Consider the following 13,816-nt stretch of genomic DNA (forward strand, 5'->3'; position numbering starts at 1 on the left):
TCCCCAAGCGCGCGGCTTGGCAACGAGGGCCCCGTGCACTAATTGACAAAAGAAAGAACAATCAAATCAAGAACTTGGTTTTGAGACGTGAGGTCGTTTCGAAATCGCGTCTCAATTGAAATCTTTCGTTACTGTTACACGTCGCCCGCGGCGGGCCAGCCTCAGGCCGGCTGGACGCCGCGGACGCTGAGCACCGGCACCGGGGACATCCGGATCACCTGTTCGGCGCCGCTCCCGAGCAGGGCGCGGCTCAGGCCGCGGCGGCCATGCGTGCCCACCACCACCAGGTCGGCGTCCCAGGACTTGGCCTCGTCGGTGACGACGTCGCCGAGCCGGCGGCCCGGGGTGTCGGCCAGCAGGCTGTCGGCCGGCACGCCGGAGGACTTGGCCACTTCCATCGCGTCGGTGAGCACCTTGTTGGCGTAGTCGCGGGCGATCTTCAGCAGGTCGCCGCTGTACTCGTAGCCCGTGAGGTAGGCCAGTTCGTCCAGCGCGTGCAGCACGCGGACCTGGCCGCCGCCTTCGCGCGCCAGTTGCAGGGCGGCCACCAGGGCCCGGGTGGAGGTTTCGCTGCCGTCGACCGGCACGAGGATGCGCTTGTACATGGAGGCTCCTGGGGACGTTGGATGCGCCCATGTTGCGCGCGGCCCCATGTCCCTGTCTTGCGCAAGATCAATCGCCCCGGCTAGGAATTTTCCTAGGCGCCCTAGTCCTGCAACCGGGCCCGAATCGGACTCGGACTAGGGGGCGATTCAGCCGGCGCCGATGGGAAGGAAAGGCGCCGCCGCGCACAGTCTCGCCATGGCTTCCCGCACTGCATCCGTCAAGGTCTACCTGGCCGAAGACTCCGCCGAAATCCGCGCGCGCATCGGCACGCTGCTGGCGGCGGAGCCGGTGGACATCGTTGGCGAAGGCGCGACCCCGCAGCACTGCATCGCCGGCATCCTGGCCAGCTGCCCGGACGTCGTGGTGCTGGACGTGCAGCTCGAAGGCGGCAGCGGCCTGGAAGTGCTGCAGGCCGTGCGCAGCGCGCAGCCGGAAGTGGCCTTCATCGTCTTCAGCAACAACAGCGCGCCCGCCTACCGCAAGCGTTACCTGGGGGAGGGCGCCTGCTGCTTCCTCGACAAGAGCACCGAATTCGAACAACTCGCGCACGCCGTCGCCCATGCCGGCGGCCGCGCGCTCCACTGATACAGCGAAACGAGGGGAACACCATGGAAGCCGTCACCGCCCGCAGCACCAGCATCCGCATCGTCCCGCGCACCCAGGCCACCCGGGCCCAGGCCGCGCCGGCGCCGCTGAAGACGCTGTGCTCCACCTGCCACCTGCGCGACCTGTGCCTGCCCTGCGGCCTGGGCGGCACGGACGTGGAGCGGCTGGACGGCCTGATGTTCGCGCGCCGCCGGGTCAAGGAAGGCCAGGCGCTGTACCGCGAGGGCGACAAGTTCCAGTTCATCTACGCCGTGCGCAGCGGCACCTTCAAGTCGGGGCTGACCCTGAAGGACGGCCGCGAGCAGGTCACCGGCTTCCAGATGGCCGGCGAGCTGCTCGGGCTCGATGGCCTGGCCAACGGCCAGCACGCCAGCAGCGCCACCGCGCTGGAGGACGCCGAGATCTGCGCCATCCCGTACGCGCACCTGAGCGAACTGGCCGCGAGCAGCACCGACCTGCAGCACGTGATCTCGCGCCTCATGAGCCGCGAGATCGTGCGCGAGCACAGCCTGATGATGCTTCTGGGCAGCATGAACGCCGAGGAGCGGCTGGCCGCCTTCCTGCTGAACATCAGCCAGCGCATGAAAGCGCGCGGCTATTCCGCCAGCGAGTTCCACCTGCGCATGTCGCGCGCCGAGATCGGCAGCTACCTGGGCATGAAGCTGGAGACGGTGAGCCGCACCTTCTCCGCCTTCCAGCACCAGGGCCTGCTCGAAGTGGACAAGAAGCACGTGCGCATCCTGGACCTCGAAGGCCTGACGCGCGCCTTCGAAACCCGGGTGCAGTAAGCCGGCGCCGCGGGCCGGCGATCCAGGCGTAAGCTTCGCCTGCGCGGTGCGGACCGCGGGCGCTGCCGCCAAGGAGGCCATCGATGGACTTCAGGGATTCTGACTGGACCTGGCTGGACAACCAGCGCAGCATCGACCAGGCGGAGCTGGCCCAGACCTGCGGCCTGAGCGCGGCGGAGATCGACGAGCTGGTGGAATACGGCGCGCTCGTTCCCCTGGTGAGCGAGCGTCCGGACGGCCGCCTGTTCAGCGCCGCGGTCGTGCCTTCGCTGCGCGAGGCCGCGCGGCTGCGGGTCGACTTCGACCTCGACCTGTTCACCATGAGCCTGCTGCTTGGCTACCTGCAGCGCATCGTGCAGCTGGAGCAGCAGCTGCGCTCGCTCCACGCCCACGGTCAACATCCCGCCACGCTGCCGCGCGAGGGCCCGACGCCCTGGCGCGAGCCGCACGCGTGAAGCCGCCCGCGGACGGTGCACGCGCCCCGCAAAGGGTGGCGGTCGTCGCGATCCATGGCGTGGCGGACCAGCGGGCGGGCGACACGGCGCGCGCCATCGCCGCGCTGCTGGCCAATGTCAGGGAAGGACAGGCACGCTACACGCAAGGGCCGTGCGACACCTTCCTGGTCCCGGTTCCCGTCCTGCCGCCGATGTTCCAGGGCCCCGAGGCGACCGAGGCGACGGAGGAGGCCATGGCCGGCCGGGCGCGCCGCGTGAAGGCCGTCCACCAGGCGCTGCGCTCCGATTTCCAGCGTGGCGACTGGCGCCTGCCGCAGCACGGCGAAGGCACGCACCCGGCCGCGGCGACGGCGGCGCAGCTGCTGCGCGAGGACGCGGGCATCGCTTTCACGGACTACCTCCTGTACAAGGCGTGGCGCAACCACAGCGAGGATGAGACCTACGAGGCCACCCGGATCAAGCTGCAGCGCGACCCGGGGGCCGGCGGCGTGCGCGAGGTCGACGTGCACGAGATGTACTGGGCGGACCTGTCCCGCCTCTCGGGGGCCATCCCCCGCATCGTGACGGAGCTGTTCGCTCTGCTGTTCCGGCTGTCCCGCCTGGGGCGCGACACCGTGGACCAGGCGGCGCGCGCAGCTGGCCGCGAGACGCGCAGCTGGCGGGCCCTGGCGAGCCTGCAGATCGGGCTGGACTGGGCCTTCTCCGCCATCCTCGCAAATCTTTTCCTGCAGCTGCTGCTGGTCGGCTTCGTCATCGGGGGCCTGGGCGGGATCCGTCCTGCCCTGCCCACGGCCGCCCTCGTGCTGGGGCTGGCCTTGCCCGTGCTGGGCGCCTGGTGGGCCTGCTACCGCGTGGTCCAGGGCTTCTGGTCCAGCGCAGCCTGCATCGCGGGAGCGGCGGCGCTCGCGTGCTTGCTGCTGCGCCTGCCGCCGGTGTGGGTGGTGGGAACGGCCTGGTTCGCGGTCCTGGCGCTGCTGTGCGACTACGGGCTGCGGGTTGCCGAAGTGCGTTTCCCGACGACGCGCCCGGCGGGCCTGCTGCTGGGCGCGTCGACGGCGCTCCTGTTCTTCGGGCACGTGGCCTGGTTCACGCTGGCGCAGGGCGATGCGCTGTTTCGCGTGGACGACTGGCTGCGCGCGGGCATGCGCACGCTGGAATACCTGCTGCTGCTGCTCACCGTGTACTGGTTCGTCGCGGGCTTCGCGCTGCTGGCCTGGGTCTTCACCGGCGAGCTCGCCAGCCGGGGAGGCGCCACGGCGCGCAGCTCGGTGGCCACCGGCCGGCTGGGGCTGTTCGCGTCGCTGGCCGTGTTCGTGACCATCGCGATGGCGACCTGGGCGATGCTGACGGTCGTCGTGGAACTGGGCGCGGCGGGCACGGCGTACGAACCCCTGTTCTTCACCGACAGCTCGCGGCTCGCGGTGGATGGCAAGGCCTTCGTCCACGCCCGCTTCGAGAAGAGCACCGGCACCTTCGCCGTCGTCGGCACCCTGATCCTCGCGCTGCTCGCCTACCTGGTGGGCATGGTGACGCCCAGCGTGCTGGCCGAATTCAAGGCGGACGTGGGACCTGCGCGGGTGCTGGGGCGCTGGCTCAGTGGCGGCTACCGGCATCTCGATACCTTTGTCGCGCTGCTGGTCGCGGCGAGCGCGATCGCCGCGGCGTTGATCGGCATGCTGCTGGTCCTGGCGCCCTTCGTGAGGATTCCGGGCGGCGCAGCGATCGGCAACCAGGTCGTCGCCTTGTCCAACGCCATGCTGAAGCCGCTCGTCTTCAGCACCGCCACGGTCGGCGGCGCGCTCACCCTGTTCGGCGGGGTGCTGTCCAAGTACATGCCTGGCCTGCGCGCGCCGCTCGACGTGGCCCTGGACGTCGACAACCATTTCCGCGAGTTCCCGCGCCGCGCGATCACGCGCGCGCGCATCTTCGCGCGCTACGTGGCCTTGCTGGAGCAGCTGGCGGCGCAGGGCTACGAGCGGGTCGTGATCGTTTCGCACAGCCAGGGAACCATCATCACGACGGAGCTGCTGCGCTACCTGCAGTACCGCGCGAGCAAGGCCGGCGCCGGCGACCGCGCCCGGACGCTCTGGCAGGCGCTGGAAGGCCGCGTGTTCCTGCTGACCGCCGGCTGCCCCTTGCGCCAACTCTATGCCGCGCGCTTCCCGGTCCTTTATGGCTGGGTGCTGGCCGGGCCCACTGCCGCGGACATCGGCGTGCGCCGCTGGACGAATGTCTTCACGTCCGGCGACTACGTGGGCCGGGCGCTCTGGAGCTGGCAGCGGCCCGATGCGTTCGATGGGACCGGCTCACCACCGGCGCCGGGCGCGAAGACGGCGGACCTCTGCATCGGCGCCGGCGCGCACACCCACTACTTCGATCCGGGCCAGTCGCTGGTGGCCCGCTGCATCGAGTCACTGGTCACGGAAGCCGCTTAGGCCGCGAAGCCGGGGTCCGGCAGTGCGCCGAGGATCGCGGGCACGTTGGGTTCACGGGCGGCAAGACGGCCGCCTTGCGCGCGCAGCCACTCTTCCACCAGTTCCCAGACGGGCCGTGTGTGCGCCGTGCGGGCTTCTTCCGCCACCGGCGCCCAGCCCGCCACCTTGTACAGCCGGTCGGCGTCCAGCGGCTGGCCATCCAGGCGCAGGTCGGAAATGCGCTGGCCCATGCCGGCGCCGGGCGTGATCGCGTAGCGCAGGCCGCCCACCCGCACCATGTCGCCGCCTTGCTGGTAGTACGGGTCGGGGTTGAACAGGTTGTCGGCCACGTCTTCCAGCACCGCCTTGATCGTGGCGCCGCTCATCTCGCTGACGGTGGCGTACGAGTAGGTCGTGGCAGTCATGTCCAGCAGCCACTCGCGCGTCAGCGGCTGGCCGGCCAGCAGCGTGCTGCCCCAGCGGAAGCCGGGCGAGAAGGCGATCTGCGCGTCCTGCACCTGCAGCAGCGCGTCCAGCAGCAGCTGGTCGCCGGTGCCGTTGAAATTGCCGCGGCGGTACAGCGTGCCTTCGGGGACGGCCAGCACCTCCGCCAGGCGCGCTTCGTAGGGCGCGCGCACGCCGGCGATCAGGGCCTGCATCTGCGCATCGGCCGGCAGCAGGTTCGCGAACACCGGCAACAGCGTGTAGCGGTAGCCGCGCAGCTGTCCGCCGCGCACGTCGAAGTCCAGCACCCCGAGGAACTTGCCGTTGCAGCCAGCATTGGTGACGACCGTGCGGCCGCCGCGGTTGGAAACCTCGATCGCGAGCGGCAGCGCATCGTGCGTGTGGCCGCCCAGGATGGCGTCGATGCCGCTCACGCGCGAGGCCAGCTTCAGGTCCAGGTCCATGCCGTTGTGCGACAGCAGCACCACCAGCTGTGCGCCCTGGGCCCGCACGGTGTCCACCAGCTTCTGCAGCTCCTGCTCCCGGATGCCGAAGGTCCAGTCGGCCACCAGGTAGCGCGGGTTCGCGATCGGCGTGTAGGGATAGGCCTGGCCGATGATGGCGACGCGCACGCCGTTGATCTCGCGCACCGTGTGGCCGTCGAACACCGGGTCGCCGAAGTCGGCCGTCTTGACGTTGTGGGCCAGGAACTGCAGCGGCCCGAGTTGCCGCTCCACCAGTTCGCGCACGCGCTCCATGCCCAGCGTGAACTCCCAGTGGCCGGTCATGACGTCCACGCCCAGCAGCCTGGCCGCGTCGACCATGTCCTGGCCGCGCGTCCACAGCGCGGTCGCCGAGCCTTGCCAGCTGTCGCCGCCATCGAGCAGCAGCGCGCCCGGGCGGCTGGCCTTGAGCCGCTTCACCAGCGTGGCGAGGTGGGCGAAGCCGCCGCTCTTGCCGTAGCGATCCGCCGCGGCGTCGAAGTCGAGGTGGGTGAGGGCGTGGGCCACGGGCGTGCCGGGCGGGACCTGGCAGGCCTTCAGCAGCTGTTCGCCGACCAGGTGCGGCAGCCGGCCCTTCATGGGCCCGGCGCCCAGGTTGACGCTCGGTTCGCGGAAATGCTGCGGCAGCAGCTGCGCGTGGCTGTCGGTCAGGTGCAGCAGCGAGACGTTGCCGAAGCGCGGCAAGTCATAGAGCACCTCGCCGGCCACCGCCGCATCGGCTTCGGCCCAGCGGCCCAGGCCCATGCCGGCCACCGCGCCGGCGCCCAACAACTGCAGGAACTCGCGCCGGCCCAGGTCCACTCAGGCGACGGTGGCTTCGTCGGTGCGGGTGTCGCCGCGGGTGTCCTTCCAGCTGATCGCCACCTTGTCGCCGGCCTTGGCGTTCTTCAGCGTGAACTGCAGGAAGGGATTGCGCGAGACCGCCGGGCCCCATTCGGCCGTCAGCACGGTCTTGCCGTTGAGGGTGGCCGTCACGTCGGTGATGTGCCAGGCCGGGATGGTGCGGCCGTTCGGGTCCTTGCGCTGGCCCGTTTCCATCTCGTGGTTCATCAGCACGCGCACGACGGCGCCGCTGCCTTGCACCTGCGCGCGGATGCGCATCGGTTCTGCCATGTCTGCTCCCGGTCCTTCAGCCGCCGCAGCCGCCGAGGGTGACCTTGATCTCTTTCTTCGCGAAGTACGCCTTGCCGTCGGCGGCGATCGCCACCGCGTAGACCGGCGAGGTCTCGGCCATCTTCACCCGCGTGGAGAAGTTCGCCTCGACGGCGTCGGTGACGTGGAACGCCGCCGACAGGGTGTTCGGGTTCTTTTCCACCATGAAGGCCAGCAGCTTGATGCCGGGCAGGGGGCTCGCGCCGACCAGGGGCACGACGGCTCCGTTCTCGGCGATCTCCGGTCCCTGCAGGCTCACGTCCTTGCTCTCGGCCAGCGCGCCGCTGCCGCCCAGCGCCTTGACGGCGTCCTGCACGCTGGTGGCCTGGAAGGCGCTCTTGTTGAAGGCGTGGGCCGGGGCGGCGGCGAACAGGCCGCCCGCGCCGGCGACGCCAGCCGCTGCAAGCCCCTGCTTGAGGGCGGCACGGCGTGTCTGCATGCAATTCTCCTGGGTGATGCTGGGCGCATCTTAGCGAGGCACGGGAACCCGGTGGGGCCTGGGGGTTAGCCAGGGCAATGCAGCGGAGCTTGACCTGGCGCAATTGGGCCCGCGGCGCAAGGGCGACCATCGGGGATGACCATGCTGCCCGCGCCGCGTCCCAGCCCCGAGCCGCTCGACCTGCCGCTGAAGGCGGCGCTCGCGCGCTGGGCCCACGGCATCTCGCCAGCCTCGGTGGCGATGGCCTATGCCGACTGGCTGAGCCACATCGCGGTGTCGCCGTCCAAGCAGGCGGAGCTCGCTTCCAGCGCCTTGCGCAACTGGCTCACCTGGCTGCAGGCGGCCGGCGAGGGCTGGAACGGCGACGGTGGCATCGAGGACAAGCGCTTCGCCCCGCCGGAATGGCGCCTGCCGCCCTATGCGGCGCTGGCCCAGGCCTTCCTGCTGTCGCAGCAGTGGTGGGACGAAGCGGCGACGGGCGTGCGCGGCGTGGCCCGCCACCACGAGGAAGTGACGGCCTTCATGGCGCGGCAATGGCTGGACATGCTGTCGCCGTCCAACTTCCCGCTGCTCAACCCGCAGGTGCTGCGCGCGACGGCGGCCAGCAACGGCGCCAACCTCGCCACCGGCTGGTCCAACTGGCTGCGCGATGCAATGGCGGTCTCGGCCGGCGGCCAGCCGCGCGGTGTCGAAGCCTTCCGGCCCGGCGAAGCCGTGGCGCTGACCCCGGGCAAGGTGGTGCACCGCAACCGGTTGATGGAATTGATCCAGTACGAGCCGGCCACGCCCAGCGTGCGCAAGGAGCCGGTGCTGGTGGTGCCGTCCTGGATCATGAAGTTCTACATCCTGGACCTGACGCCCGACGACTCGCTCGTGAAGTACCTCGTGGACCAGGGCCACACGGTGTTCATGGTGTCCTGGCACAACCCGGGCCCGGCCGATCGCGACCTCGGGCTGGACGACTACGTGGAACTGGGCGTGCTCGATGCCCTGCATGCGGTGCAGGCGCTGCGCCCGCACGCGGGCATCCACGCCGCCGGCTACTGCCTGGGCGGCACGCTGCTGGCCATCGCGGCGGCGCTGCTCGGCGCGCGCCACCAGCATCCGCTGAAGACCGTGTCGCTGCTCGCCGCGCAGGTGGATTTCGAGCAGCCCGGCGAGCTGGGCCTGTTCATGGACGAAAGCCAGGTCGCCTTCCTCGAGGACCTGATGGCCGAACGCGGCTACCTCGACGGCCGCGAGATGGCCGGCGCCTTCCAGTTGATCAACTCCAAGGACCTGGTGTGGTCCAAGCTCGTGCACGAATACCTGATGGGCGCGCAGACGCCGATGACGGCGCTGCGGGCCTGGAACGCCGACGCCACCCGCATGCCGGCGCGCATGCACAGCGAATACCTGCGGCGCCTCTACATGGAAAACGAACTGGCCGAAGGCGACTACACGGTGCGCGGCGAGCACGTGAGCCTGGACCGCCTGCGCGTGCCGCTGTTCGTGGCGGCCACCGAGCGGGACCATGTCTCGCCCTGGCGCTCCGTCTATCGCGTGCTGCGCCTGGCGCGGGCGCCGGCGCGCTTCGTGCTCGTCTCCGGCGGCCACAATGCGGGCATCGTCAGCCCGCCCGACGGGCCGGCGGCGCACCAGGAGGCGGGCTACCGCTACGCCGACCACGGCGCCAGCGAGGCGCCGGCCGATGCGCAGCGCTGGTTCGCCGCGGCCAGGGCGGTGCGCGGTTCCTGGTGGACCAACTGGAACCAGTGGCTGCAGGCGCACGGCGACGGCACGCAGCGCGCGCAGGCCGTCACCGCGGTGGCTATCGCGGGCCAGGTGATCGCGGCGCCGGGGACCTACGTCTTCGGGACGTGAAAGATCCGTGCGGCGGCGAAGGCGCCGTCGGTATCGACCAGGTGGGTGGCGCAGCCAAGGAGCTGGCTGTTCATCTCGAAGGCGGCCGCGGCCAGCTGCTGCCAGTAGCGGGTGGCATCTTCGAGGTCGTCGTGCAGCAGCTGCGACTGGGTGGCGATCAGGTCGGCCGGGGCCTTGCGCGCGCGCAGCTGTTCGGCCGCTTCGGCGTGCCGCTCCGCGGCGTGGTGGGCGATCTGCTCCTGCACGCGCCGCATCGCTTCGAAGCCGCGGTACATGGTGCTGGCGCCTTCGACGGCCACGGCCATCTGCTGCCGCCCGAAGTCGAGGGCCCAGTTCCAGCCGGGTGCCGCGTCGGCGGCGGAGAGGACGGACATGCGCGTTCTGTCATTCATCGAAAACTCCCGGGTTGCATGCGGCCTCAGCGCCGTCCGGGCGCGGGCCGCTCGTGAATGGTCTGGCAAGCGGTGCAGTAGGGCGTGGCCGGCAGGGCCATCAGGCGGCGCTCGTCGATGGCCTCGCCGCAGTCCTGGCACAGGCCGTAGCTGCCTTCCTCCATCCGGCGCAGCGCCGACGACACCTGCGACAGCTCGATGGCGGCGTGCGACAGCGCGAGATCGTCGACGGCGGCGCGGCTTTCCTCCGCGGCCACGTCCTTGAAGTCGACCACGTCGGTGGGTTGCTCGTTCTCGCGGGCGTCCGCGGCGGCACGCAGCATCGCGCGCAGCTCCTCCTGGCGCTTCGTCATCTGGGTCAGGAGGCGCAGGGACAGGTCGGGCGAGGCGGTGGCAAGCGACATGATCGTTCCGGCAACAGGCAGGGGCCCATTCTGGGAGTCCATGTTCCGGCGCTTGTTGATCTGGCGCAAGTGGCCACCGAGGGACACCCCTAAGCTCGTTGCAGTTAAGAGGGAGTTGCCCCATGAGCGTGCGCCATCTCGATGCATTGTTCGCGCCCCGGTCCGTGGCCGTCGTCGGCGTCAATGCGCGGCCAGGCAACATCGGCGCGCTCGTGCTGCGCAACCTCAAGCACGGCGGTTTCGCGGGAACGATCCGGGCGGTGGACCGCGTGCGCGGCGAAGTCGAGGGCACCGAAGTGCTCGCGAGCGTGGACGCGCTGGCGGAGCCGCCGGACCTCGCGGTCGTCTGCACGCCGGCGGCCGCGGTGCCCGATGTGATCGCAGAGCTCGGCCGCCGCGGCACGCGTGCGGCCATCGTGCTGTCGGCCGGGCTGAGGCAGCCGAGCGCGGAGCGCGTCGCGACCGCGGAACAGCGCATGCTCGAAGCGGCGCGGCCGCACCTGCTGCGCATCCTCGGGCCCAACTGCATCGGCCTGCTGGTGCCCGGCCTCGGCCTCAATGCGAGCTTCGCGCCGGCACAGGCGTTGGCGGGGTCCATCGCCTTCGTCACGCAATCGGGCGCGCTGGCGACCGCCATGCTGGACTGGGCCAACACGCAAGGCATCGGCTTCTCGCATTTCGTCTCCATGGGTGACAGCGCGGATGTCGACTTCGGCGACGTGCTCGACTACCTGGGCAGCGACGGCAACACGCGCGCCATCCTCATGTACATGGAATCGGTGAAGCACGCGCGCAAGTTCATGTCGGCCGCGCGCGCTGCCGCGCGCAACAAGCCGGTGATCCTGGTGAAGGCCGGCCGTGCCCCCGAAGGCGCGCGCGCCGCGGCCTCGCACACGGGCGCACTGGCCGGCTCCGACCTCGTGTTCGACGCGGCGGTGCGCCGCGCGGGCCTGGTGCGCGTGGACACGCTGGAAGCACTGTTCTCCGCCGCGGCCACGCTGGCCCATCCGACGCCCTGGATCGGCGAGCGGCTCGCCATCGTCACCAATGGCGGCGGCGCCGGCGTGCTGGCCGCCGATGCGCTTGCGCTGGGCCACGGCCCGCTGGCGGCGCTCGCGCCCGAAACGCTGGCGCGCCTCGACGCCGTGCTGCCGGCCGGCTGGCCGCGCGCCAACCCGGTGGACATCCATGGCGACGCGCCGGTGGAACGCTATCACGCCGCATTGCAAGTGCTGCTACAGGCGCACGAGGTCGACGGCGTTCTTTTCATGCATGCGCCCACCGCCGTGGTCGACTCGCTGGCGATCGCCGAAGCGTGCGGGCCGCTGCTGAAGGAAGCGCGCAAGCCGGTGTTGAGTTGCTGGCTCGGCGGCGCCAGCGTGAGGGCGGCGCGCATGCTATTCGGCGCCGAAGGGTTTTCCACCCATTCGACGCCCGAGCAGGCAGTGGACGCGTGGCTGCAGCTGCTGCAATACCACCGCCACCAGGCCGCGCTGCTGCAACTGCCCGATGCGCAGCCTGCCGAACTGCGGCCCGACCGCGCCACTGCCGAAGACATCGTGGCGCGGGCCCGCCGCGACGGCCGCGAATGGCTGGACGAGGCGCAGGCCAAGGCTGTGCTGCAGGCCTACGGCATCGCCACGGTGCCGACCCGCAAGGCGCGCGATGCCGAGGATGCCGTGGCCGCCGCGCACGCGCTGGGCTACCCGGTGGCGCTGAAGGTGATCTCGCCGCAGATCCTGCACAAGTCGGACGTCGGCGGCGTCGCGCTCAACCTCGGCTCGGCCGACGAGGTGCGCTCGGCGGCGGTCCGCATGCGCCAGCGCGTGGCGCGCCTGAGCCCGCAGGCGCAGGTGAGCGGCTTCACGGTGCAGACCATGGCGCAGCGGCCGCGTGCGCACGAACTGATCGCGGGCATCGCGACCGATCCCGTGTTCGGCCCGATCGTGCTGTTCGGCAGCGGCGGCATCGACGTGGAGCTGATGCAGGACCGGGCGCTCGCATTGCCGCCGCTCAATGCGGTGCTGGCCCGTGACCTGGTGGCGCGCACCCGCATCGGGCCGCGGCTGGCTACTGGCTGGCGTGGCCGGGCTCCCGTGAACGAGCCGGCGCTGTTGCGCGCCTTGCAGCAGGTGGCGCAGATCGCCTGCGACCTGCCGGGCGTGGCCGAACTGGACATCAACCCGCTGCTGGCGGATGCCGAAGGCGTGCTCGCGCTCGACGCGCGCATCCGCGTGCGGCCGCAGGACGAGGGCGATGCCAGCCGCCTCGCGCTGCGTCCCTATCCGGCGGAACTGGAGGAGACCGCGAACCTGGGCGGCCAGCAATTGCTGCTGCGGCCTATTCGCCCCGAGGACGGCGAGCGGCTGGCCGAGTTCTATGCGGCGGCCACGCCGAGTGACCTGCGCCTGCGCTTCTTCCTCTCGCGCCGCGAAGTGCCACTGTCCGAACTGGCGCGCTATTGCCAGATCGACTACGAACGCGAGATGACCTTCGTGGCCATTGCCGGCGACGCGATCGCCGGCGAGGTGCGCGCGATCTGCGACCCGGACAACGAGCAGGCCGAATTCGCGATCCAGGTCGCGGGCGGCTGGCAGCGCCGCGGCCTCGGCCGCGTGCTGATGGACAAGCTCGTCGCCTACCTGCGCGGGCGCGGCACGGGCGCGATCGTGGGCGAATGCCTGCAGGAGAACGCCGGGATGGCTGCGCTGGCGCGCAGCGCCGGGTTTTCCGTGAAGACCGGTGCAGACGACGTGTTGCAGCTGCGGTTGACGCTGGCCGCGCCTTCCTGATTCACACCGCCGCCTGCGGCGTGACCTCCACCACCTGCCGCTGCACGCCGCGCAGCAGGCCCAGCGCCGTGCTGCGGCCGATGCGGTCGCGGCCCAGCGCGCGGTGCAGGTGGTCCACTTCGCCGACCGGCTTTTCGTCGATCGTGACGATGCGGTCGCCCGAACGCACGCCGGCGCGGTCGGCCGGCCCGTCGCGCACTACCTCGTCGACGAGGATCGCGCTCTCCAGCGCCAGGCCGTGATGGCGTGCCACGCGGCGCGCGAGCGGCACGGTGTGGGCGGCCAGGCCCAGCCAGGCGCGGCGCACGCTGCCGTTGCGCAGCAGCTCGGTCACCACCCACTGCGCGGTGTTGGACGGCACCGCGAAGCACAGCGACTGCGCGCCGGCGATGATGGCCGTGTTGACGCCGACCACGCGACCGGCCGTGTCCAGCAGCGGCCCGCCCGAGTTGCCGGGGTTGAGGCTCGCGTCCGTCTGGATGACGTTGTCGATGGCGCGGCCCGAGGGCGCGCGCAGGCTGCGGCCCACCGCCGACACCACGCCGGTGGTCACCGTGTGCCCGAAGCCCAGCGGGTTGCCGATGGCGATGGCCACCTGGCCCGGGCGCAGCTTCGCCGAGTCGCCCAGCTCCAGGTGGGGCAGCGCGTGCGCCGAGGCCGTGCGCACCAGTGCGAGGTCGGTGTGCGGATCGATGCCGACCACTTCGCCGGCCGCCTGGGTCTCGTCCTCGAAGCGCACCTGCACGGCAGCCGCGCCTTCGACGACGTGGCAGTTGGTGAGCAGGTAGCCGTCCGGCGTGATCAGGAAGCCGGAGCCGGCGCCGTCGCCGGACTGGCCGTTGCGGCGCGCCTTGCCTTGCACGCGCAGCGACACCACACCGGCACGGGCGTGCTCCAGGACGTCGATGACGGCGCGCGAATACGCGTCGAGCAGTTGCAGGTCGTCGTTTTCGTTCAT

The 13,816-nt window shown here is 71.0% G+C and carries 13 protein-coding genes; 6 read left to right on the forward strand and 7 right to left on the reverse strand.

Annotation, left to right across the window (positions count from 1 at the left end):
* Positions 1 to 161: 161 nt before the first annotated feature.
* A complete protein-coding gene (locus tag HHL11_RS31500) occupies positions 162 to 605 on the reverse strand; it encodes a universal stress protein (RefSeq protein WP_169422584.1) in 444 nt (147 codons plus the stop codon).
* 196 nt (positions 606 to 801) lie between these two features.
* Between HHL11_RS31500 and HHL11_RS31505 the strand changes: the two genes are divergently transcribed.
* The 4 genes from HHL11_RS31505 to HHL11_RS31520 all read left to right on the forward strand — a co-directional run bounded on the left by HHL11_RS31505 (position 802) and on the right by HHL11_RS31520 (position 4,890).
* Entirely contained in the window at positions 802 to 1,191 is a 390-nt protein-coding gene (locus HHL11_RS31505) for a response regulator (protein ID WP_169422585.1), read from the forward strand.
* A 23-nt stretch (positions 1,192 to 1,214) separates the two neighbouring features.
* Positions 1,215 to 2,000: a fumarate/nitrate reduction transcriptional regulator Fnr gene (gene fnr, locus HHL11_RS31510; protein WP_169422586.1), complete on the forward strand. Its 786-nt coding sequence runs from the start codon at positions 1,215 to 1,217 to the stop codon at positions 1,998 to 2,000.
* 83 nt (positions 2,001 to 2,083) lie between these two features.
* Positions 2,084 to 2,455 carry a chaperone modulator CbpM gene (locus HHL11_RS31515; RefSeq protein ID WP_169422587.1) on the forward strand — a complete coding sequence of 124 codons (372 nt, stop codon included), beginning with the start codon at positions 2,084 to 2,086 and terminating at the stop codon, positions 2,453 to 2,455.
* Positions 2,452 to 4,890 (forward strand): hypothetical protein, encoded by a 2,439-nt coding sequence (locus tag HHL11_RS31520; protein WP_169422588.1) that lies wholly within the window; start codon positions 2,452 to 2,454, stop codon positions 4,888 to 4,890. Before HHL11_RS31515 ends, HHL11_RS31520 begins: the two co-directional genes overlap by 4 nt.
* On the opposite strand, the gene soxB is transcribed toward HHL11_RS31520, so the two are convergent.
* From soxB to soxY, 3 genes are read right to left on the reverse strand one after another with little or no spacing between them, the layout of a single operon-like run.
* A complete protein-coding gene (soxB, locus tag HHL11_RS31525) occupies positions 4,887 to 6,617 on the reverse strand; it encodes a thiosulfohydrolase SoxB (protein WP_169422589.1) in 1,731 nt (576 codons plus the stop codon). The two genes, HHL11_RS31520 and soxB, sit on opposite strands and share 4 nt — an antisense overlap.
* On the reverse strand, positions 6,618 to 6,929 hold the full coding sequence (gene soxZ, locus HHL11_RS31530) for a thiosulfate oxidation carrier complex protein SoxZ (protein WP_205964767.1): 312 nt from the start codon (positions 6,927 to 6,929) through the stop codon (positions 6,618 to 6,620).
* 16 nt (positions 6,930 to 6,945) lie between these two features.
* A complete protein-coding gene (gene soxY, locus HHL11_RS31535) occupies positions 6,946 to 7,407 on the reverse strand; it encodes a thiosulfate oxidation carrier protein SoxY (RefSeq protein WP_169422590.1) in 462 nt (153 codons plus the stop codon).
* A gap of 135 nt (positions 7,408 to 7,542) precedes the next feature.
* Between soxY and HHL11_RS31540 the strand changes: the two genes are divergently transcribed.
* Positions 7,543 to 9,270 carry a PHA/PHB synthase family protein gene (locus tag HHL11_RS31540; RefSeq protein ID WP_169422591.1) on the forward strand — a complete coding sequence of 576 codons (1,728 nt, stop codon included), beginning with the start codon at positions 7,543 to 7,545 and terminating at the stop codon, positions 9,268 to 9,270.
* On the opposite strand, the gene HHL11_RS31545 is transcribed toward HHL11_RS31540, so the two are convergent.
* Complete coding sequence (locus HHL11_RS31545) at positions 9,252 to 9,662, reverse strand: phasin family protein (RefSeq protein ID WP_169422592.1); 411 nt, start codon at positions 9,660 to 9,662, stop codon at positions 9,252 to 9,254. The genes HHL11_RS31540 and HHL11_RS31545 overlap by 19 nt on opposite strands.
* Before the next feature lie 26 nt (positions 9,663 to 9,688).
* The gene (locus HHL11_RS31550; RefSeq protein WP_169422593.1) at positions 9,689 to 10,066 is read right to left on the reverse strand and encodes a TraR/DksA family transcriptional regulator; all 378 of its coding nucleotides are present in this window, start codon (positions 10,064 to 10,066) and stop codon (positions 9,689 to 9,691) included.
* 122 nt (positions 10,067 to 10,188) lie between these two features.
* On the opposite strand from HHL11_RS31550, the gene HHL11_RS31555 reads away from it, so the two are divergent.
* A complete protein-coding gene (locus HHL11_RS31555) occupies positions 10,189 to 12,858 on the forward strand; it encodes a bifunctional acetate--CoA ligase family protein/GNAT family N-acetyltransferase (protein ID WP_169422594.1) in 2,670 nt (889 codons plus the stop codon).
* Position 12,859: 1 nt separating this feature from the next.
* On the opposite strand, the gene HHL11_RS31560 is transcribed toward HHL11_RS31555, so the two are convergent.
* Complete coding sequence (locus HHL11_RS31560) at positions 12,860 to 13,816, reverse strand: S1C family serine protease (RefSeq protein ID WP_169422595.1); 957 nt, start codon at positions 13,814 to 13,816, stop codon at positions 12,860 to 12,862.

It is taken from the genome of Ramlibacter agri, assembly GCF_012927085.1.
In the GTDB taxonomy this organism is placed as follows: Bacteria; Pseudomonadota; Gammaproteobacteria; order Burkholderiales; family Burkholderiaceae_C; genus Ramlibacter; species Ramlibacter agri.